This window comes from Halomicrococcus gelatinilyticus (assembly GCA_024227995.1).
Lineage (GTDB): Archaea > Halobacteriota > Halobacteria > Halobacteriales > Haladaptataceae > Halomicrococcus > Halomicrococcus gelatinilyticus.
Genome location: CP100465.1, coordinates 691,095 through 709,405, shown reverse-complemented (window position 1 = coordinate 709,405; position 18,311 = coordinate 691,095). Strand labels below are relative to the sequence as shown.

At 69.6% G+C, this 18,311-nt stretch carries 20 protein-coding genes; 11 read left to right on the top strand and 9 right to left on the bottom strand.

All coding sequences use genetic code 11. The features are described from left to right. Positions 1 to 124: 124 nt before the first annotated feature. A complete protein-coding gene (locus NKT36_RS03820; protein ID WP_327052626.1) occupies positions 125 to 1,099 on the top strand; it encodes a hypothetical protein in 975 nt (324 codons plus the stop codon). A gap of 167 nt (positions 1,100 to 1,266) precedes the next feature. Here NKT36_RS03820 and NKT36_RS03815 read toward each other — a convergent pair whose 3' ends face one another. Both NKT36_RS03815 and NKT36_RS03810 read right to left on the bottom strand, forming a co-directional pair. After that, positions 1,267 to 2,415, bottom strand: coding sequence for a Gfo/Idh/MocA family protein (locus NKT36_RS03815; RefSeq protein WP_327052625.1), 1,149 nt, complete (start codon positions 2,413 to 2,415; stop codon positions 1,267 to 1,269). A gap of 82 nt (positions 2,416 to 2,497) precedes the next feature. Next, the gene (locus NKT36_RS03810) at positions 2,498 to 2,986 is read right to left on the bottom strand and encodes a GNAT family N-acetyltransferase (RefSeq protein ID WP_327052624.1); all 489 of its coding nucleotides are present in this window, start codon (positions 2,984 to 2,986) and stop codon (positions 2,498 to 2,500) included. A gap of 188 nt (positions 2,987 to 3,174) precedes the next feature. On the opposite strand from NKT36_RS03810, the gene panB reads away from it, so the two are divergent. After that, a complete protein-coding gene (panB, locus tag NKT36_RS03805; protein ID WP_327052623.1) occupies positions 3,175 to 3,987 on the top strand; it encodes a 3-methyl-2-oxobutanoate hydroxymethyltransferase in 813 nt (270 codons plus the stop codon). Between the two features lie 47 nt (positions 3,988 to 4,034). Here panB and NKT36_RS03800 read toward each other — a convergent pair whose 3' ends face one another. Then, positions 4,035 to 4,811: an alpha/beta fold hydrolase gene (locus NKT36_RS03800; protein WP_327052622.1), complete on the bottom strand. Its 777-nt coding sequence runs from the start codon at positions 4,809 to 4,811 to the stop codon at positions 4,035 to 4,037. Positions 4,812 to 4,961: 150 nt separating this feature from the next. Between NKT36_RS03800 and NKT36_RS03795 the strand changes: the two genes are divergently transcribed. Further along, on the top strand, positions 4,962 to 5,204 hold the full coding sequence (locus tag NKT36_RS03795; RefSeq protein ID WP_327052621.1) for a DUF7127 family protein: 243 nt from the start codon (positions 4,962 to 4,964) through the stop codon (positions 5,202 to 5,204). Continuing rightward, a complete protein-coding gene (locus tag NKT36_RS03790; protein ID WP_327052620.1) occupies positions 5,201 to 7,462 on the top strand; it encodes a CDC48 family AAA ATPase in 2,262 nt (753 codons plus the stop codon). Before NKT36_RS03795 ends, NKT36_RS03790 begins: the two co-directional genes overlap by 4 nt. A gap of 85 nt (positions 7,463 to 7,547) precedes the next feature. On the opposite strand, the gene NKT36_RS03785 is transcribed toward NKT36_RS03790, so the two are convergent. Then, positions 7,548 to 7,958 (bottom strand): archease, encoded by a 411-nt coding sequence (locus tag NKT36_RS03785; protein WP_327052619.1) that lies wholly within the window; start codon positions 7,956 to 7,958, stop codon positions 7,548 to 7,550. Positions 7,959 to 8,074: 116 nt separating this feature from the next. On the opposite strand from NKT36_RS03785, the gene NKT36_RS03780 reads away from it, so the two are divergent. Beyond that, the gene (locus NKT36_RS03780; RefSeq protein ID WP_327052618.1) at positions 8,075 to 8,311 is read left to right on the top strand and encodes a DUF5822 domain-containing protein; all 237 of its coding nucleotides are present in this window, start codon (positions 8,075 to 8,077) and stop codon (positions 8,309 to 8,311) included. A gap of 2 nt (positions 8,312 to 8,313) precedes the next feature. Here NKT36_RS03780 and NKT36_RS03775 read toward each other — a convergent pair whose 3' ends face one another. After that, positions 8,314 to 8,835 carry an HAD family hydrolase gene (locus tag NKT36_RS03775; protein WP_327052617.1) on the bottom strand — a complete coding sequence of 174 codons (522 nt, stop codon included), beginning with the start codon at positions 8,833 to 8,835 and terminating at the stop codon, positions 8,314 to 8,316. Positions 8,836 to 8,995: 160 nt separating this feature from the next. Here NKT36_RS03775 and NKT36_RS03770 point away from each other — a divergent pair, with 160 nt between their 5' ends. The 6 genes from NKT36_RS03770 (at position 8,996) to NKT36_RS03745 (ending at position 14,178) form a co-directional block, all read left to right on the top strand. Next, the gene (locus NKT36_RS03770; protein ID WP_327052616.1) at positions 8,996 to 9,931 is read left to right on the top strand and encodes a metal-dependent hydrolase; all 936 of its coding nucleotides are present in this window, start codon (positions 8,996 to 8,998) and stop codon (positions 9,929 to 9,931) included. A gap of 56 nt (positions 9,932 to 9,987) precedes the next feature. Further along, on the top strand, positions 9,988 to 10,593 hold the full coding sequence (locus tag NKT36_RS03765; protein WP_327052615.1) for a hypothetical protein: 606 nt from the start codon (positions 9,988 to 9,990) through the stop codon (positions 10,591 to 10,593). Then, positions 10,590 to 11,234, top strand: coding sequence for a hypothetical protein (locus tag NKT36_RS03760; protein WP_327052614.1), 645 nt, complete (start codon positions 10,590 to 10,592; stop codon positions 11,232 to 11,234). Before NKT36_RS03765 ends, NKT36_RS03760 begins: the two co-directional genes overlap by 4 nt. A 66-nt stretch (positions 11,235 to 11,300) precedes the next feature. Then, complete coding sequence (locus NKT36_RS03755) at positions 11,301 to 11,891, top strand: GNAT family N-acetyltransferase (protein ID WP_327052613.1); 591 nt, start codon at positions 11,301 to 11,303, stop codon at positions 11,889 to 11,891. Then, the gene (locus tag NKT36_RS03750; protein WP_327052612.1) at positions 11,888 to 12,118 is read left to right on the top strand and encodes a DUF7385 family protein; all 231 of its coding nucleotides are present in this window, start codon (positions 11,888 to 11,890) and stop codon (positions 12,116 to 12,118) included. Before NKT36_RS03755 ends, NKT36_RS03750 begins: the two co-directional genes overlap by 4 nt. 53 nt (positions 12,119 to 12,171) lie before the next feature. Next, positions 12,172 to 14,178, top strand: coding sequence for a prolyl oligopeptidase family serine peptidase (locus NKT36_RS03745; RefSeq protein WP_327052611.1), 2,007 nt, complete (start codon positions 12,172 to 12,174; stop codon positions 14,176 to 14,178). Position 14,179: 1 nt separating this feature from the next. Here the strand turns inward: NKT36_RS03745 and NKT36_RS03740 are convergent, their stop codons facing one another. The 4 genes from NKT36_RS03740 to NKT36_RS03725 form a co-directional block, all read right to left on the bottom strand. Beyond that, complete coding sequence (locus NKT36_RS03740; protein ID WP_327052610.1) at positions 14,180 to 15,391, bottom strand: alanyl-tRNA editing protein; 1,212 nt, start codon at positions 15,389 to 15,391, stop codon at positions 14,180 to 14,182. A gap of 60 nt (positions 15,392 to 15,451) precedes the next feature. Next, entirely contained in the window at positions 15,452 to 15,964 is a 513-nt protein-coding gene (locus NKT36_RS03735) for a helix-turn-helix domain-containing protein (protein ID WP_327052609.1), read from the bottom strand. Between the two features lie 70 nt (positions 15,965 to 16,034). Further along, positions 16,035 to 17,123 (bottom strand): hypothetical protein, encoded by a 1,089-nt coding sequence (locus NKT36_RS03730; protein ID WP_327052608.1) that lies wholly within the window; start codon positions 17,121 to 17,123, stop codon positions 16,035 to 16,037. Next, the gene (locus NKT36_RS03725; protein WP_327052607.1) at positions 17,120 to 18,061 is read right to left on the bottom strand and encodes a glycosyltransferase family 4 protein; all 942 of its coding nucleotides are present in this window, start codon (positions 18,059 to 18,061) and stop codon (positions 17,120 to 17,122) included. The genes NKT36_RS03730 and NKT36_RS03725 overlap by 4 nt, the downstream gene beginning before the upstream one ends. Positions 18,062 to 18,311 lie beyond the last annotated feature (250 nt).

Sequence of the window (18,311 nt, the reverse complement as noted above, 5' to 3'; positions counted from 1 at the left end):
AGACCGTATCCCTTTCCCTTCCGCCGAATCTACGCAGGTCGAAGGGCGTGGGCGGGGGTACCGTTTGTCAGGGTCCGACAATGTAGGCGACCAGAACTAAGAGGGGCACCGCCGACGCGACGATATGGACGACTCCGGCCGGAACGCCGGCAGGCGGTTTCTGAACTGGCTGTTCATCAGCGGGCACCGACGCGCCGTCACTGTCGCACTGGCGGTCACCGTCTATCTCGCGATGCTCGGCCTGACGCTGGTCGAACCCGTCGACGCACGGCGGATCCTGACCGAACAGAACACGGTCCAGATGCTGCTGAACACGCTCCTCAGCGGCGTCATCCTGCTGGTGTCCATCGTCGTCTCCATCAACTCACTGGTCGTCTCGCAGGAACTGGCCCCCATCGGCAGCCAGCACGAGCGCGTCGTCGAATCGTGGGACTTCCGGGAGGAGGCCGCCCAGTTCGTGGACGGGGCCGTCAGTCCCGCCGACCCGTCGGGGTTCCTGCTGACCATAATGGAGGCTGTCAGAAGTGAACTCGACGAACTGGAGGAACGGGCGTCCGACCTCGACGGCGAACCGAAGATTGCGGTCACGGAGTACGTCGAGACGACGCGCGACGGCCTCTCGGGGACCGAGAGCGTGCTCCAGACGGCGGAGTTCGGCTCGTTCGACGAGGCCCTGTTCGGCCCGGCTTACGACCCCTCGCCGTACATCGACGACGGGCGGGCGCTGTACTCGGACTCCTCCGACCTCCCCGAGTCGGTCGGCCAGAGCCTCAACGACATCGTCACCGCACTGCAGTACTTCGCCACCGCGCGTGAGTACTTCAAGACCGTCTACTACAAGCGCGAGTTCTCTTACCTCTCCCGGGACCTTCTCTACACGGGACTGCCCGCAATCCTCCTCATATCCTACGTCCTGCTCGCCGTCGACGGCATCCGCATCGCCGGGTCGACCCTCGGCGTGGACAACCTCTTCCTGTTCCTCACCTTCGCCTACGTCGTCGCACTGACGCCGTTCCTCGTGCTCACGTCGTACACGCTCCGGGCCGCCATCGTCTCCGAGAACACCATCACGGCCGGCGCGTTCATCATCGAGGAGTGAGCGTCTCGGGCGACCCGTTCGCCAACTTCACCGCCGAATCGGATGCGTGGCGACGTTCCGCCACGCTGACCCATTCGCCAACTTCACCGCCGAATCGGATGCGTGGCGACGTTACGCCACGCTGACCCATTCGGCGGTTCTCCCGGGGAATCGGGGACGTGACGAAGCTACGTCACGTCGACCCATTCCCCGGCAGCGTCACTCCGCTCTATCGCCTCCAGCACGCGCTGGACGGCCGCGCCGTCCTCGAAGTTCGGGCGGTACGCGTCGGTGCCGTCGCCGTCCGCGACCGCCGAGAGGAACTCGTAGTCCTCGTGGACGAAGGTGTGCTCCCAGCCGAGGACGTGGCCAGGCGGCCACCAGTGGTCGACGTAGGGGTCCTCGGCGTCCGTCACGAGAATGGTCTCGTAGCCGCGGTCGCCCTCCCGGAGCAGTTCGAGTTCGTTCAGTCGCTCCAGCGAGAACTTCAGGCTCCCCTTCGAGCCGTGCACCGCGACCGTGTGGTCGTTCTTGTGGCCGGTGGCGAACCGGGAGGCCTCGAAGGTCGCCATCGCGCCGCCCGCCAGTTCTGCCTGTGCGGAGTAGGCGTCGTCGACGGTCACCGGCCGCGTCTCGCGTTCGGCGGTTCCACCGCCTTCCGGAGATTCCTCCGGAGTCTCCCCCTCCACCGGCCGCTCGTCGACGAAGGTTTGGAGGTGGCCCGAGACGCGCTCGACGTCGCCGACGAGGAAGCGCGCGAGGTCGACGGTGTGCGCGCCGAGGTCGCCCAGCGCGCCGCTGCCCGCCATCTCCTCGTCGTTGCGCCACGACCACGGCGCGTCCGGGTCGACGAGCCAGTCCTGGAGGTAGCGCCCGCGGAACTGGCGTATCTCGCCCAGTTCGCCGTCCTCGATGAGGCGCTTCGCGTACCGCAGCGCGGGGACGTAGCGGTAGTTGAACGCCGTGGCCGTCGGGACGTCGGCCTCGCTCGCGGCCGACGCCATGCGCTCGGCGGATCCGAGGTCGTTCGACAGCGGCTTCTCGCAGAGGACGGGCACGCCGCGTTCGAGCGCCGCGATGGACGGCTCTGCGTGGACGTGGTTCGGACCGAGATTGTAGAAGACGTCGACCTGGTCGATAGCCGACTCCCAGTCGGTGCTGGTCTCCGCGAACCCGAGGCGGTCGGCTGCGTCCGCGAGCGCCGCCTCGTCCCGACCGACGAGAACGTGGCGCTCGACGTCGGGTGCGTCGGGGAAGAACATCGGTAGCCGCGCCATCGCGTTCGCGTGGGCTTTGCCCATGAACCGGTAACCGAGAACGCCGACTCGAAGCGTCATGCGTTGCGCTTCGACGGGCGGAGGTTTAGTGGTTGGCGGCCGCCACTGGCGCGTCGCCAGACTTGCCCGTCGCTTTCGTCGGTTACCCGCGCATGAAGTCCGATAGGATCTTCGTCAGCCCCTCCGGTTCGCCGAGGCGGAGGTAGTACGCGTCGCCGCCGTCCTCGTAGTAGTTCCGGATGCGGCGCTCGACCTCGAACCCCAGGTGGCGGTAGAACCTGAGCGCGTTCTCGTTGGTCGCGCGGGCGTGACAGGTCACCGAGGAGTGGTTGTCGGCGACGCGGGCGACGAGTCGCTCGCCGAACCCCTCGCCGCGGAACCGCTTGTCGACCGCGAGAAAGAGGATGTAGCCGTCGCGCCGCGCCGCGGCGAATCCGATGAGTTGCTCCTCATCCCCTCCTTCGACCACGTAGAGGTACACCGTCGAGCGGCGGTAGGCGTCGGTGAAGAACTTGCGTCGCTGCTTGAGCACGTCCTCTTCGATGCGGATCTGCTCTTTGAGTTTCCAGGCGTCCTCCACGTAGGTTTTGTCGCCTGGTCCGACGACGCGCATGTCGACGTTTACACTCACTGGGAAGGAGTAGCAGACTGGCCAATATAGTTTTACCGGCACGCGCCGGTCCGTGCGCGGTGGTCACGGTCAACCTGCCGGCTCGGGGCGGGTCACCGGTCGGCAACGACCTTCGTGACGGCTGGCGCGGCGGCTCGCGTTCCGCCGCTACCGGGGCGATTAAGCCGTCGGAACGACGAGGAAGTCGCATGGTAACGGTTCAGGACGTTCGCGAGATGGCCGGCGAGGAGACGATCACGATGCTGACGGCGTACGACACCCCGACGGCCGAGATCGTCGACGAGGCGGGCATCGACGTCGTGCTGGTCGGCGACAGCGTCGGCAACGCGGTGCTGGGATACGACTCGACGCTCCCCGTCACCGTCGACGAGATGGCGAGCCACACGGGCGCGGTCGCCCGCGGCGTCGAGGACGCGCTCGTCGTCGCAGACCTGCCGTTCCTGAGTTTCGGCTACGACGAGGCGACGGCGGTCGAGAACGCGGGCCGGATGCTGAAGGAGGAGGGCGCGAGTGCGGTCAAGATCGAGAGCGGCGAGCACACCGTGGCGTTGACCGAGACGCTGACCCAGGTCGGCATCCCGGTGATGGCCCATCTCGGGTTGACGCCCCAGCACGTCAACGAACTCGGCGGCTACTCCCGTCAGGGCACGAGCGAGGAGGCAGCCGAGGAGATGCTCGACCTCGCGCTCGCCCACGAGGAGGCAGGCGCGTTCTCGCTCGTGCTGGAGCACGTCCCCGCGAACATCGCGGCGGCCATCACGGAGGCGCTGTCCATCCCGACCATCGGCATCGGCGCCGGCCCCGACACCGACGGCCAGGTGCTCGTGGTCAACGACGCCGTCGGTCTGAGCGACTGGTCGCCCTCCTTCTCGAAGCAGTTCGGCGACGTCCGCGGGGAGATGGAGCGTGCGGTCGAGGATTTCCGCGACGCCGTCGAGTCCGGCGAGTTCCCGGCGGACGAGCACAGCCACGTCGAGGAGAACCTGGACGACGTGTACTGACCGGGCCGTCACCGGATGCCAACCGCCGTCCGGACGCCACCGGGCTGTCACCGCACGTCGTCGAGGAAGTCGGTCAGCGCTTCGTTGAACGCCTCGGGGCGTTCCAGCATCGCGAGGTGGGCCGCGTCCGGAATCTCGGCGTACCGTCCGTCCTGGACGTTCTCCGCGAGGTACTCGTGGTACGAGGGCGGGGTGAGGCGGTCGTGTTCGCCGACGACGGCGAGCGTCGGCGCGGCGAGCTCGTCGAGACGGTCGCGGACGTCGAAGGTGTGGCAGGAGCGGAAGTCCCGTTCTGTGACGCGCCGACCGACGTCGTACATCCCGGCCTTCGACAGGTCGACGTACCGGTCGTCGGGGTCGTGGAAGAGCCTGTCCTCGCCGTGCAGGAACTCCACGGCGTGGTCGAAGTCGCCGTCGAGCCACGCGAGGAGGTCGTCGAGGACGGCGAGTTTCGCGCCGGTGCCGGCGAGCACGACCGCTTCGGGGGAGCGGTCGCGCTCGAGGAGGAGGTGCATCACGACCGCGCCGCCGAGCGAGTTGCCGACGAACGTCGTCGCGCCCGTCTCGCGGGCGACGGCGTCGACGTCGGAGGCGTACGCCGACAGCGCACCCCAGCCGGCGTCGGCGTCCACGTCGTCCGACTCGCCGTGGCCGCTCAGGTCGACGGCCACGACCGGGACCGTCGAGGAGAGTCGTCCGAGCTGTGCCTTCCACACCTCGTGCGAGCCGCCGCTGCCGTGGACGAACAGGACGGGGTCGCCGCCGGCACCGCGGTCGGCCCGGCGATAGGCCGTGGTCCGACCGTGGTGGGTCACCGTTTCCATACCGCTCCTTCGCTGGCAGATGGTATAAAATTCCGGGGCCCCGCGTCTGTGAACTGCATTTCGACTCCAAAACAGGGAATCGCGGTACGGGAACAACCCTTCTTGAGAAAGGTTTAAATATTGTAAGCCCTAACCGGAAGTTAGGAAGAAATGTCACTCGAACGCATCACTCAGAGCGAGGGGAGCATCGCCCGCCGCTACCGGTACGACGACGAGGAACTGCTCGTCGCGGACTTCGGGACGGCGGACGTCTCCGTGGACGTGCTCGACGACGTGGCCATCTTCGTCGTCGAGGGCGCCGAGGACAACTACCAGACGGAGGTCGAACTACCGGAGGGCGAGGCGCAAGCGTTTATCAACAATGGCGTCGTCACGGTCGAGGTGAGACGATGAAACTTACTGTCAAGCCGCTCAAGCAGAAGGACGCGGGTCGCGGGCTCGCCGCCGTGGACCGCCGTTCGATGGAGGACCTCGGCGTGGAGAACGGCGATTACATCGTCATCGAGGGGCGGGGGCAGGGTCGTGCCGTGGCGCGCGTCTGGCCCGGCTACCCCGAGGACGAGGGGCGCGGCATCGTCCGCATCGACGGCAAGCTCCGTCAGGAGGCCGGCGTCGGCATCGACGACAAGGTCACCATCGAGACGGCCGACGTCAAGCCGGCCAAGCGCGTCACCATCGCGCTCCCGCAGAACCTCCAGATCCGCGGCAACATCGCGCCCCACATCCGCGACAAGCTGAGCGGCCAGGCCATCACCCAGGGGCAGGCCATCCCCTTCGGATTCGGCCTGATGGGGATGGGCTCCGGCCAGTCCATCCCGCTGAAGGTCGCCAGCACCGACCCCGAAGGGACGGTCGTCGTCACCGACTCCACCGACATCCAGATCAGCGAGCGCCCCGCCGAGGAGATCGCCGAGGGCGCCGCCGGCGGTGAGGCCCGCCCCGACGTGACCTACGAGGACATCGGCGGTCTCGAGGGCGAACTCGAGCAGGTCCGCGAGATGATCGAACTGCCGATGCGCCACCCCGAGCTGTTCAGCCGCCTCGGCATCGAACCGCCGAAGGGCGTGCTCCTGCACGGCCCGCCTGGGACCGGCAAGACCCTGATGGCGAAGGCCGTCGCCAACGAGATCGACGCGCACTTCCAGACCATCTCGGGCCCCGAGATCATGTCGAAGTACTACGGGGAGAGCGAGGAGCAACTGCGCGAGGTGTTCGAGGAGGCCGAGCAGAACGCGCCGGCCATCGTCTTCATCGACGAACTCGACTCCATCGCGCCCCAGCGCGAGGAGGCCGGCGGCGACGTCGAGCGCCGGGTCGTCGCCCAGCTGCTCTCGCTGATGGACGGCCTGGAGGAGCGCGGCGAGGTGACGGTCATCGCGGCGACCAACCGCGTCGACGCCGTCGACCCCGCGCTCCGTCGCCCCGGTCGGTTCGACCGCGAGATCGAGATCGGCGTCCCGGACCGCGAGGGCCGCCTCGAGATTCTGCAGGTCCACACCCGCGGCATGCCGATGGCCGACGACATCGACCTCGAGGAGTACGCCGACAACACCCACGGCTTCGTCGGCGCCGACCTCGAGTCGCTCTCCAAGGAGTCGGCGATGAACGCGCTGCGGCGCATCCGCCCGCAGATCGACCTCGAGAGCGACGAGATACCCGCAGACGTGCTGGACTCGCTGCAGGTGACCGAGAACGACTTCAAGGAGGCGCTGAAGGGCATCGAACCCTCGGCGCTCCGCGAGGTGTTCGTCGAGGTCCCCGACGTGACCTGGAACGACGTCGGCGGCCTGGAGGACACCAAAGAGCGACTCCGCGAGACCATCCAGTGGCCGCTCGACTTCCCCGAGGTGTTCACGGAGCTCGACATGCAGGCCGCCAAGGGCGTGCTGATGTACGGCCCGCCCGGGACCGGCAAGACCCTGATGGCGAAGGCCGTCGCCAACGAGAGCGACAGCAACTTCATCTCCATCAAGGGCCCCGAACTGCTGTCGAAGTGGGTCGGCGAGTCGGAGAAGGGCGTCCGCGAGGTGTTCAGCAAGGCGCGCGAGAACGCCCCGACCGTCGTCTTCTTCGACGAGATCGACTCCATCGCCACCGAACGCGGGTCCGGGCAGGGCGGCGGCTCGCAGGTCAGCGAGCGCGTCGTCTCCCAGCTGCTGACCGAGCTCGACGGGCTGGAGGAACTGGAGGACGTGGTCGTCATCGCCACGTCGAACCGGCCGGACCTCATCGACTCGGCGCTGCTGCGCCCCGGTCGTCTGGACCGCCACGTCCACGTGCCGGTGCCCGACGAGGAGGCGCGCCGCGCCATCTTCGAGGTCCACACCCGCGAGAAGCCGCTCGCCGACGACGTCGACCTCGACGCCCTGGCACAGAAGACCGAGGGCTACGTCGGCGCGGACATCGAGGCGGTCTGCCGCGAGGCGTCGATGGCCGCCAGCCGGGAGTTCATCCAGAGCGTCGACCCCGAGCAGATCGGCGAGAGCGTCGGGAACGTCCGGGTGAAGGCCGAGCACTTCGAGGCCGCACTCGACGAGGTGACCCAGAGCGTCACCGAGGAGACCCGCGAACGCTACGCGGAGATCGAAGAGCGGTTCGACACCGCCGAGCGCGAGACCCAGGACCGCGCGGTCGGCGGCGCGTTCCAGTAACGTTCCGTTGCGGGTCGCGTCACCCCGTTTCCAGCGATTTTCACCGCCTGTGGTGACGCGACGCTCTCGACGGTTTCTCGCCGATTCAGACGTCGAGGACCACGTACGCCCGCCAGCCGTCCGGTCGCTCCTCGACGGCCATCTCCGAGTAGGTGACCGCCTTGATCTCGCGGGCGTCGACGTCGCCCAGCGGGACGCCGCGGGCGCTGCCCGAGAGCTCCCACTCCTCGTCGGCGTCGGTGACCGCGACCTCGTTGTCGACCGGCAGGACGGCGCGGACGTCGCGCTGGTAGATGAGTTCGTCCAGGTAGTCGAACAGGAGCGCCTCCAGTCCCTCGGCCCGGACGGTCACGTCGAAGCGGTCACCCGCGTCGGGAACGTCGTCGCACATCGCCGCCGCCATCCCGTCCCCGATGGCGGCGAACGTCGCGTCGAGGGTGTCACCGGTCGCCTCGACGGCGACGTCGGCCGTGTGCTCGCGCAGCGCGTAGCTCATCGCTCCGGTTGAGTACGCGGACCCCCTTCAGTGTTGTCGGTCGCGGTCGCGCGGCGGCGAGAGACGGCCGGCCGGACCGAGTAACCCTTAAGCGCTCCCGGAACCCGGTTCGAACCGTGCCAGAACCAGTCGAGACCCACGATCCGGACGGCGTCGACTTCGGGTGGGTGATGCAGGTCACGTTCGTCGTCTCCATCGTCGTCGGCGCGCCGGTCGTCGCCGCCCTGGCCCTGTTCTCCGGGGTCGACCTGCCGACGTGGGGCGCTCGCGCGGAGTTCGCCATCCGCGTCGGGGCCGTCGTCTGGCTGGTCGTCGCGCTGGGCGTCTACGCCTACGCTCGCAGCCAGCAGTAGAATCAGACCCACTCGAACGCCACGCCGGCGCGCTCGGCCGTGAGTTCGTCCCGGCGCGAGTCGCCGACGAACAGCGCGTCCCCGTCGGCGTCGAGCCTGCGGAGCGTCGCGATCAGCGGTTCCGGGTCCGGCTTCCGCGTCGCGACCGAGTCGCGGCCGACCACCGCGTCGACGTGGCCCGCGAGGTCGTGAACCTCGAGACCGACCCGGCAGGCCGCCTCGGCGTTCAACGAGCAGACGCCGACCGGAACGTCGTGGTCGGCCACCAGGTCGGCGTGCCGGAGACGGGTCGACTGTCGCGCCCCGTCGCACTCGTGGGCGCTGATCACGTCCTCGACCGTCGGCCGGAGGTCCGCCTCGTCTGCCAGGTCGAGCATCCGCCAGAGGTCGGCGTCGCTCGCGTCCACGCCGCCCGTCGCGAGGACGTCGGCGACCTCCTCGGCGACCGCGTTCCAGTCGACGACCAGGTCCACGAGCGTCCCGTCGAAGTCGTACACCACCGCCGAAACGTCGTCTCGCGTCACGCGCGTCGATTGGCGCGCGCGGCGCAAATGGACTTCGGTTCCGCCGACCGGCGGAACCACCGTCCTCGCTGCCCGGCGATGACGGTTCCGCTCACCCTGCGAAGCTGTCACCTCTCGTAGGAGAGAGGCTTAAGATGGCGTAGTACGAAGTGCCGATACTATGATGGTCGGCCACGCCCTCCTGGCCTTCGCCCTCGCCGCGCTCGTCGCGAGTCGCCGCTGGCCCGGTCGGCGAGCGCTGGCGTTCGGTGCGGTCGCCGGCGCGTTCGCGGCCGTGCCCGACGTCGACATGAGCTACGCGCTGGTCGGCCTCGCGCAGGCCGGTTTCGGCGGCGTCTGGGAGATGACCGCCGCGTTCTGGGGGACCTCCACCCTCGTCCACCGCGCGGTCACCCACTCGCTGGTCGTCGGCGCGGTCGCGGCCGTCGCGTTCGTCTGGACGACCCGCGACCGCTACCGCCGGACGGCGGGTGCCGCCGCGCTCGCGGCGCTGGTCGGCCTCGCGTTCGCCGAGAGCGGCGTCCTCGGTGCGGGCGTCATGCTCGTGTTCGCGGTCGCCGGCGTCGTCGTGGCCGCGGCCGCGGCCGACCGGACCGACCTCGGGCCGACGGCGTTGCTCGCCGCGGCGGCGTTCGGCCTGCTCTCGCACCCGTTCGGCGACGTGTTCACGGGCCAGCCGCCGGGCTTTCTCTACCCGTTCGACGTCACGCTGCTCGCCGGGCGGCTCCACGTGGCTGGCGACCCGACGCTGAATCTCGTCGCCATCTTCGGGCTGGAACTGGCGACCGGCTGGCTGGCGGCGGCGACGTACTTCCGCCTGCGCGACGGCGACCGCCTCGGTACCCACGTCCACCCGCGGTCGGCGCTCGGTGCGGGGTACGCCATCGCCGCACTGTTGCTGCCGGCACCGACGATGGCGGTGTCGTACCACTTCGTCTTCTCCATCCTTGCGGTGGGGTTCGTCGGCGTCGCGCCGCAGCTCCATCCGGCACGTCGGTTCCGGCCGTCCCGCGACCCCCGCGTCTGGGTGTGTACCGGGCTGACGGCGGTGACGCTGGCGATGCTGGCGTACGTCGCCGTCTACCTGGGCGTGTAGGTCTGGCACCGCCCGGTCACGCAGGCTTTTGTACCCCCGGCGACCTACGTGATACCATGACCAGGCGAACTGCCGGGCTGGGAGCGATCGTCGAGGACGAGCGGGTCAACGCCGGGCTCGCCTGGACCCTCGTGGTGTTCCTGTTCGTCGTCGTGGCCGAGAACGTCCTCGACGGCGACGTGCTCTGGGCCGGGTTCGCCGCGTTCGTCGCCGTGCTGGCGCTGGTGCCGGCGGCGGCCTACCGCGACGGCAGCGCGATGCTCCCCTGGGAGGTGCTCGTGCTGGCCGCGCTGCCCATCCTCGCGAAGTCGCTGGGAACCTGGATGTACGGCCTGCGCCTGACGACGTACATGTCGGTCGCCGCGCTGGCGCTCATCGTCGCCGTCGAGCTCCACACGTTCACCGCGGTCCGGATGACCCACTGGTTCGCCATCCTGTTCGTGGTCGTCACCACGACCGCGACGGCCGGCGTGTGGGCGGTCGTCCAGTGGCTCTCGGACGGCGTGCTCGGCACCGAGTTCATCCAGAGCGAGAGCCGCCTGATGTGGGACTTCGTCTACGCGACGTTCACGGGGATGGTCGCCGGCGTCATCTTCGAACTGTACTTCCGGCGGGTCGCGCCCATCGAGGCGCGCCTCCCCGACGCACTCCACGACCTATGAGGATTCGCGACCGCCTCCACATCTCCGACCGCCGCGAGCGCCAGGCCACGCGAGCCATGGAGCTGAGTCTCGTCGCCATCCTCGTCGCCGGTCTCTCCCGCGGCAACCTCGGCATCACCGTCAACGCGGCCCTGGCGCTGTTCGTCACGTTCGTTCCAGCTATCCTCGAACGCGACTACGACATCCCGATGGACCCGGGGCTGACGCTGTGGATAACGCTGGCCGTCTTCCTCCACGCCGTGGGCACCCTCGGCCCGTACGTCGACGTCTGGTGGTACGACCACCTCACCCACACGATGTCGGCGTCGCTGGTCGCCGCAGCGGGGTACGCGACGGTGCGCGCGCTCGACGAACACCACGCCGACATCGTCCTGCCACCCCGATTCATGTTCGTGTTCATCCTCCTGTTCGTCCTCGCGTTCGGCGTCCTGTGGGAGGTCATCGAGTTCGCGCTCGGCGGCCTCGCGGGCGTGTTCGGGGGAAAGGCCGTCCTCACGCAGTTCGGCGTCGAGGACACGATGCTCGACCTCCTGTTCAACATGGCCGGGGGAGTCATCACCGCGGTGTGGGGCACGGCCCATCTCACGGACGTGGTCGGCGCGCTGACCGACCGCCTTCGCGCACGCGAGTCGCCGGACTGACGCGGTCGGCGTCCGCCGGCGGTAACTGTCAGAAGACTTTTATGGGGCGGGGAAGTGGTCGAGCGCATGTTTCCGGAGCGCATCGAGACCGACCGTCTCGTGCTGGAGGCTCTCACGCACGAGACCGTCGACCTCTTCGAGTTCTACGGTCACTGCTCGACCGGCGCGCCCCACATCGACGAGGTGACCGAACACCTCACCTGGGACCCCCACCGGACCCCGAAAGAGACGAAGGACTTCGTCGAGGCGCGAGAGCAGGCCCGCGCCGACGCAGAGGGGTCGGAGTACGTCATCCGCCCGAAGGACGGCGAGGACGGCGCCGGCGAGATCGCCGGCATGACCGGCATCGACGTCGACTGGGACCGCCGCACGGCCACGTTCGGCACGTGGCTGCGGAAGCGGTTCTGGGGTCGGGGTTACTCCGGCGAGCGCGCCGCGGCGCTGATGGACGTCGCCTTCGACCGCCTCGACCTGGAGGTGGTCGTCGTCGACCACTTCGCCGGCAACGAGAAGTCGCGCCGCGCCATCGAGAAGTACGTCGAGCGCTTCGGCGGTGACCACGACGGCCTGCTGCGAAACTGGTACCCTGCGGGTGACGAGGTCCGCGACGTCCACCGCTACTCGATAACGCGGGAACAGTGGAGGGCCAACCGATGACGGCGTTCGACGTCCACGACCAGCGCCACCGGATGAAGCTCAAGAAGGACGCGGGTCACACGAAACTGTTCGAGAACCGCGACGACGTCGCGTGCCCGGCCTGCGGCGACGCGTTCGCCGACCTCCTCCTGACAGAGCGACGCGAGTACAGCGTCGACCCGCCCGGCGACGCGACTGTCTGCATCGTCCGCGAGGACGACCGCCTGCTGCTGTTCACCCACCGCTGAGCGCCGTTGCCGGTTCCCGACGAGGTTTACGTCACCTCGCCGAACTCCTCCACATGCCGACAGATCCGCCGCGGACCCCGCGCCGCGAGGTCACGGAGACGCGACACGGCGAGACCGTCGTCGACCCGTACCGGTGGCTGGAGGGCGACGGCGACGAGGTCGCCGACTGGGTCGCAGCGCAGAACGACCACGCCGACGACCACCTGCGGGCGTCGCCGACGCGCGACCGACTCCGTCCCCGCTTCGAGGAACTGGCCGAACGGGCGGCGTTCCACCCCGTGAAGCCGGCCGGCGACCGACTGTTCCAGCGCGTCGCCTGGCCGGACGACGACCTGCCTCGACTCACCGTCCGGGAGCGCGACGCCGGTGACGGCGAGGCCGAACGGCGCGTCCTCGCGGACCCGAACGGGTGGAGCGACGACGGCACCGTCGCGCTGAACTGGCACGTCCCGTCGCCGGACGGCGACCTGGTCGCCTACGGCGTCACGACGAGCGGCGACGAGCAGTACGACGTCCGCGTCGCCGACGCGGAGACCGGCGACGTCGTCGACGAACTCCCCGCGACGGGCCGCACGAGCGCGGTGTCGTTCGCGTGGTACGGCGACGGCTTCTACTACGTCCGGACGGGCGACCCCGACGGCGACGGGCAACTCGACAAGGCCGTCGCGTACCACCGGCTGGGCGACGCTCCCGCAGACGACGACGAACTGGACGTCGACCTGGCCGCCGACACCTGGCCCGCGCTCCACGCCGACGGCGACCGTCTCGTCGTCGCGCTCGACCACGGCTGGGAGCGCACCGACCTCTACCGACTCGCGGACGGCGACCTCGACCCGCTCGTCACCGGCCGCGACGCCATCATCGAGCCGCAGGTGCGCGGCGACCGGGCGTACGTCCGGACGACCGCCGACGCGCCGAACTTCCGCGTCGCGGCGGTCGACCTGGCCGACCCCGACGGCTTCGACACCGTCGTCCCGGAGCAGTCGGCCGTCGCCGACGACTTCGCGTTCGCCGGCGACCACCTCGTCGTCCACTACGAGCGCGACGTCACCTCCGAACTCGCCGTCTACACGCTCGCCGGCGACCACGTCGCGGACGTCGACCTCCCCGGTCCCGGCACCGTCTCGGGCCTCGACGGCTCGACCGACGGCGACGCCGTCTTCTTCCGCTTCGAGTCGTTCGACCAGCCGCCGACGGTGTACCGGTACGCGGTCGGCGATGGACTCGTCGAGTGCGACCGTCCCGACGTGTCCGTGGACGCCGACCTCGACGTCAGCCAGGAGTGGTTCGAATCGGCGGACGACACCGAGGTACCGGCGTTCGTCGTCGCCCGGTCGGACGTCGAGCGCGACGGCGACAACCCCGCCCTGCTGTACGGCTACGGCGGGTTCGGGAAGAGCATGACGCCGTCGTTCGACCCGTACGTCGTCCCGTTCCTGGAACGCGGTGGCGTCTACGCGGTGGCGAACCTTCGGGGCGGCGGCGAGTTCGGCGAGGAGTGGCACCACGCCGCGCGCAAGGCGACCAAGCAGCGCACCTTCGACGACTTCGTCGCGGCCGCCGAGCACCTCGTCGACCGCGGGCACACGCGGCCGGAGCGTCTGGGCATCGCGGGCCGCAGCAACGGCGGTCTCACCGTCGGCGCGGCCATCACCCGGCGTCCGGACCTGTTCGCGGCCTGCCTCTGTGTCGTCCCGTTGCTGGACATGCTCCGGTTCCACGAGTTCCTCCTCGGCGCGTCGTGGACACCCGAGTACGGCGACCCGGACGACCCCGACGCCTTCGAGTACGTCCGCGACTACTCGCCGTACCACAACGTCGCGGGGGAGGAGTACCCCGCGACGCTGTTCAAGACCGCGACCAGCGACAGCCGGGTCCACCCGGCCCACGCGCGGAAGATGACCGCCCTGCTGCAGGAGAGAGACGCGTCCGACTCGCCGATACTGCTCAGGGAGGAGCAGGAAACGGGCCACGGCGTCGGCAAGCCAGCAGCGATGGAAGCGCGCGAGAAGCTCGACGAGTGGACGTTCCTGTTCGACCGGCTCGGCGTCGACGCCTGACCTACTCGCGCAGGTAGGCGACGACGTCCTCGGGCGCGGCGTCGAGGCCGCCGCCCTGGGCGAAGGTGGGACTGCCGCCGCCGCCGCCGCCGAACTCGCCCGTGACCTCGTCGACGACGTCGCCGGCTCCGAGGTCGCCGTCCGTGCCGACGACGAGGAAGGTGGCACCGTCCTCGCCCGTCAGGACGACCACGTCCGCGACCTCGCCCGCGAGTTCCCGCACCCGGTCGTCGAGTTCGTTCGGCCCGACGCCGTCGACGGTGCCGACCAGCCACTCCCGTCCGTCGCGCTCGACCGTCTCCTCGGCGAGCTCCGCGACACGGGCGTCGACGAGGTCGGCCTTCGCGTCCGCGAGTTCCGACTCGACCGACTCCAGCTCCGCCGTCAGGCGCTCGACCTCGTCGGCGAGGTCGCCGACGCTCGTCCCGGCCGCCCGCGCGGCGTCGAGCGCGGCCGCCTTCTCCGCGCGCCGCTCCCGGATGGCGCGCGGGCCGACCGCGAACTCGACGCGGGTCAGTCCCTCGCCGGGGTTCGAGCGGTCGAGAACGGTGACCGGCCCCACCTCCTTCGTGTTCCGGACGTGCGTCCCGCCGCAGGCAGCGACGTCCCACGGGTCGCCGTCCGCCGTCTCGCCGCCGATGGTGACGACGCGGACCTCCTCGGCGTCGTCGAACACGCCCTCCTCGGTCTTGGTGTTGAACGCGACCGCCTCGCGCTCGGCCGCCTCGTCCCGGTCGACCTGCTCCCACGACACGGGGCGGGACTCCCAGACCGCGCGGTTCGCCAGGCGTTCGAGTTCGACGAGCGCGTCGTCGTCGATCTCCGTCGACGTCGTGAAGTCGATGCGCACCTTCTCGTCGTCGATGTCGAACCCGCCGTAGCCGAGGTCGTCCAGCACGCGTCGGCCCGCGCCGTAGAGGACGTGGCTCGCGGTGTGGGCGCGCATGCAGTAGGTGCGGAACGCGTCGTCGACTTCGCAGGACACCGCCTCCCCGGCGGACAGGGACGGGTCGGCGTCGAGGACGTGGACGACGTCGCCGTCGCGCTTCTGGACGTCCGCGACCTGGACGCCGCCGACGGTTCCCCGGTCCGCCGGCTGGCCGCCGCTCTCGGCGTAGAAGTACGTCTCCGAAAGCACTACCTCGCGACCGTCGACCGAGTCGACCGTCGCCTCGAAGCTCCGTTCGTACGGCTCCGCGGGTGCACGGGTCATACCGGAGGTGTGCAATCCGCGACCAAAAACGTCACGCCGGCACGAACCGACGCCGCTCGATCACGCCGACTCCGAGAGGGTCACGTCGAGGCGGTCCTCGATGGCCTCCACGAGCGACCCGCCGACGCCGGCCCGGTTCGCGCGGCTCTGCTCGACGGCGAGCAGCTTCTTCTCGGGGACGTCGAGTTCGTCCGCGAGCTCGCCGCGCTGGAGGCCGGCCTCCTGCCGGGCCTCGACGACGCGCTCGCCGTAGTCGGAGACGAGGTACGGGAGTGGGTCGTCCGCGTAGTTCGTCCCCTCGTTCTCCCAGTGGCTGGAGTCGCCCTTCCGGGCGTCGTTCAGCTTCGCCGTGTTCTGCGCGGCGCGCTTCCGGCGGTTGACCTCGTCGTCACGGTCGCGGGCGCGCTGCTCGTCCGCGCCGGCGTCGTCGTGCGACGACGCGCAGCTCGAACAGACCGAAAGCTGCGCGCCGGCGACGTTGGCCTGGGTCAGCGAGTCGCTGGTCGTGCCACAGAGTTCGCAGGATCCCCCGTCGCCACCGCCGGAGGAGCCCCCTGTCGAGTACTTGGCCATACACACGTTAGGGAGAGGTTACATTTCAATATCGCGCTTGTCCGCCGGGCGAGTCGGCACCGCTCGTCGCCTACTCCCTGAACCCGCGCCCGCCGTCGGCGGCCCGCCGCGACGCGGTCGGTTCGGCGGCGGGGCGGCCGGCGCTCACGATGAGATCGGTGGCGTACCGCGCCACGTCGATCTTGTCGGCGAGCAGTTCCTCGCGGCGGCGCTGGTAGGTCTCCGGGTCGGCCTCGCGGACGAGCGACTTCGCCTGCGCGACCGCCTCGTCGTCGTCCGGCGTCGAGAACAGCAGGCCGTACTCCTCCAGTTCGAGGAAGTTCGTCATGTCGCCCTCGCCGGCGAACGACTGGGCGCGGACCGACGGCGTCCCGAGCACCGCGGCCTCCGTCGCCATCGTCGCGGAGTCGCCGACGTAGAGGTCGGCGTAGTACAGCAGGTCGTGGACCAGGTCCGCCGGCACCGGCAGGCGGTAGTCCGCGAACTCCGGCGGCAGCGCCGATTCGCTGGAGACGTACACCGACCCGTGCTCCTCGAGGAAGGAGACGAGGTCGCGCTTGGCCGCCTGCGAGAAGCCGGCCTCGCCGACGTCGTGGAGCGCGCACCACTCGCGGAACCGGACGAAGAAGAACCGCTCGTCCGGTTCGACGCCGTGCTCGCGGAGGTGGTCGGGGTCCGGGTCGAACCGGTCGGGGTGGAGGTAGGCCAGTTCGTGATAACCGTCGTAGCGGACGTGCTTGCGGCCGTAGTCCTCGCGGAACCGCCGGGGCGTACAGACGACGTGGGCCAGCGGCGTCGTGATGCGGTGGGACTGGACGCCCTCGTTGTCGATCCAGACGACGCTCCGCGCGCCGACCAGCGGCGCGACGTGGGCGACCGCGACGCCGCCGATGGCCGTCATCACGTGCGGGTCGATACGGCGCGCCTCGCGGAACAGGCGGTACTCGTAGGTCAACTGCACCTTCGCCAGTTCGGTGAGCGAGTTGGCCTGCCCGGCGAGGACGGTGTGGTCGATGCCGTGGCGGTCCAGCAGTTCCAGGGCGACGTCCTTGTCGCGGGCGAAGACGTGGACCTCGTGGCCGCGCCGTCCGAGCTCGGCGACGACCGGTCGGTAGAAGTGAACGTGCGCCGGATGCTGGATGGTGACGACGACTCTCATTCGAGAACGGTGTCGTACACGGTGCGCAGTCGTTCACCCATGCGTTCGAGGCTGACGTCCCGGGCCGCCTGCCGGCCGTTCGACCGCCGCGGGTCCGCGAGGACGTCGACCAGGCCGTCGACGAGTTCCTCGTCGGACGTGCAGACGTGCGACGGACTGACGCCATCGAGGCGCTCCCGCACGTCGCCGACGTCGGTCGTGACGACCGGGAGGTTGCACGCCATCGCCTCCTTGACGGAGTTGGGCGACCCCTCGCTCTTCGAGGGGAGCAGGAGGACGTCCGCGGCGTTGTAGTAGGCCGACATGTCGTCGTGGTCGACGCCGTACACCGTCTGGAGCTCGACCGGTGCGTCGACGCGTTCGTCGGCAGCCTCGACGACGCGCTCGGCCCGCGGGTAGTCCTTGACCTCCCGCGACGGTGGGTAGGGGAAGAGGACGTGGCGGGCGTCGTTGTTCCAGCCGACCCGGTCGCGGGCCACCGCCGGCGGCGCCGGGTTGAACCGCTGGCAGTCGACGCCGTGCGGGATGACGTGGCAGGTCACGTCGAGCTCGGCGGCCATCTCCTCGGACATGACGACGACCGCGTCGCAGTGGCGCGCGCAACGTCGACTCAGCCAGCCGTACTCCCCGAGCAGGTCGGACCCCCACAGCGTCAGCACCACCGGGAGGTTGGGCTGGGCCAGTGCCATCGGGGCCGTCAGCCCGTAGTTGGCGTGGACGATGTCGTAATCGTCGAAGGACTTCTTGAACACGGTGGGAAAGAACCGCAGGTAGTCGGTGGCCGAGCGCCGAGTGACGGACTCGCGGGCGACGTGGTTGCCCGGCGGCGCGAGCGTCTCGCCCTGGACGCTATGGTCGCGCAGCACCCGTAGCTGCTCGTTGTAGAAGCGAGCGTCGGTGTTGGTCACGAGGTTGAGCACCCGTAGCGAGTCTGTCACTTGTCGGGCACTCGACCCGGTAACTCCTCTCGACACGTTGGCGATAGCATGGCCGGAGACGGCCTTTGTTATCCACCGCCTATCGACGCGAACGACCTGCCTGTCCCGGAATTCCTGCTCTCGCCACGGTGGCGCGCCGAAGTAAGCCGGCCGTGTCGGACGGTTCGACCGGGACTGGGCGACGACAGGAGGACGTTGACGCCGGTCGCAGGCGGGGGAGCCGGCCGTGGTCCAGTAGCCGTCGCTGCGC

Coding starts and splice junctions, on each gene's coding strand:
- NKT36_RS03820 (WP_327052626.1), top strand. CDS start 125: ATGGACGACTCCGGCCGGAACGCCGGCAGGCGGTTTCTGAACTGGCTG.
- NKT36_RS03815 (WP_327052625.1), bottom strand. CDS start 2,415: ATGACGCTTCGAGTCGGCGTTCTCGGTTACCGGTTCATGGGCAAAGCC.
- panB (WP_327052623.1), top strand. CDS start 3,175: ATGGTAACGGTTCAGGACGTTCGCGAGATGGCCGGCGAGGAGACGATC.
- NKT36_RS03800 (WP_327052622.1), bottom strand. CDS start 4,811: ATGGAAACGGTGACCCACCACGGTCGGACCACGGCCTATCGCCGGGCC.
- NKT36_RS03795 (WP_327052621.1), top strand. CDS start 4,962: ATGTCACTCGAACGCATCACTCAGAGCGAGGGGAGCATCGCCCGCCGC.
- NKT36_RS03790 (WP_327052620.1), top strand. CDS start 5,201: ATGAAACTTACTGTCAAGCCGCTCAAGCAGAAGGACGCGGGTCGCGGG.
- NKT36_RS03785 (WP_327052619.1), bottom strand. CDS start 7,958: ATGAGCTACGCGCTGCGCGAGCACACGGCCGACGTCGCCGTCGAGGCG.
- NKT36_RS03770 (WP_327052616.1), top strand. CDS start 8,996: ATGATGGTCGGCCACGCCCTCCTGGCCTTCGCCCTCGCCGCGCTCGTC.
- NKT36_RS03765 (WP_327052615.1), top strand. CDS start 9,988: ATGACCAGGCGAACTGCCGGGCTGGGAGCGATCGTCGAGGACGAGCGG.
- NKT36_RS03760 (WP_327052614.1), top strand. CDS start 10,590: ATGAGGATTCGCGACCGCCTCCACATCTCCGACCGCCGCGAGCGCCAG.
- NKT36_RS03755 (WP_327052613.1), top strand. CDS start 11,301: ATGTTTCCGGAGCGCATCGAGACCGACCGTCTCGTGCTGGAGGCTCTC.
- NKT36_RS03750 (WP_327052612.1), top strand. CDS start 11,888: ATGACGGCGTTCGACGTCCACGACCAGCGCCACCGGATGAAGCTCAAG.
- NKT36_RS03745 (WP_327052611.1), top strand. CDS start 12,172: ATGCCGACAGATCCGCCGCGGACCCCGCGCCGCGAGGTCACGGAGACG.
- NKT36_RS03740 (WP_327052610.1), bottom strand. CDS start 15,391: ATGACCCGTGCACCCGCGGAGCCGTACGAACGGAGCTTCGAGGCGACG.
- NKT36_RS03735 (WP_327052609.1), bottom strand. CDS start 15,964: ATGGCCAAGTACTCGACAGGGGGCTCCTCCGGCGGTGGCGACGGGGGA.
- NKT36_RS03730 (WP_327052608.1), bottom strand. CDS start 17,123: ATGAGAGTCGTCGTCACCATCCAGCATCCGGCGCACGTTCACTTCTAC.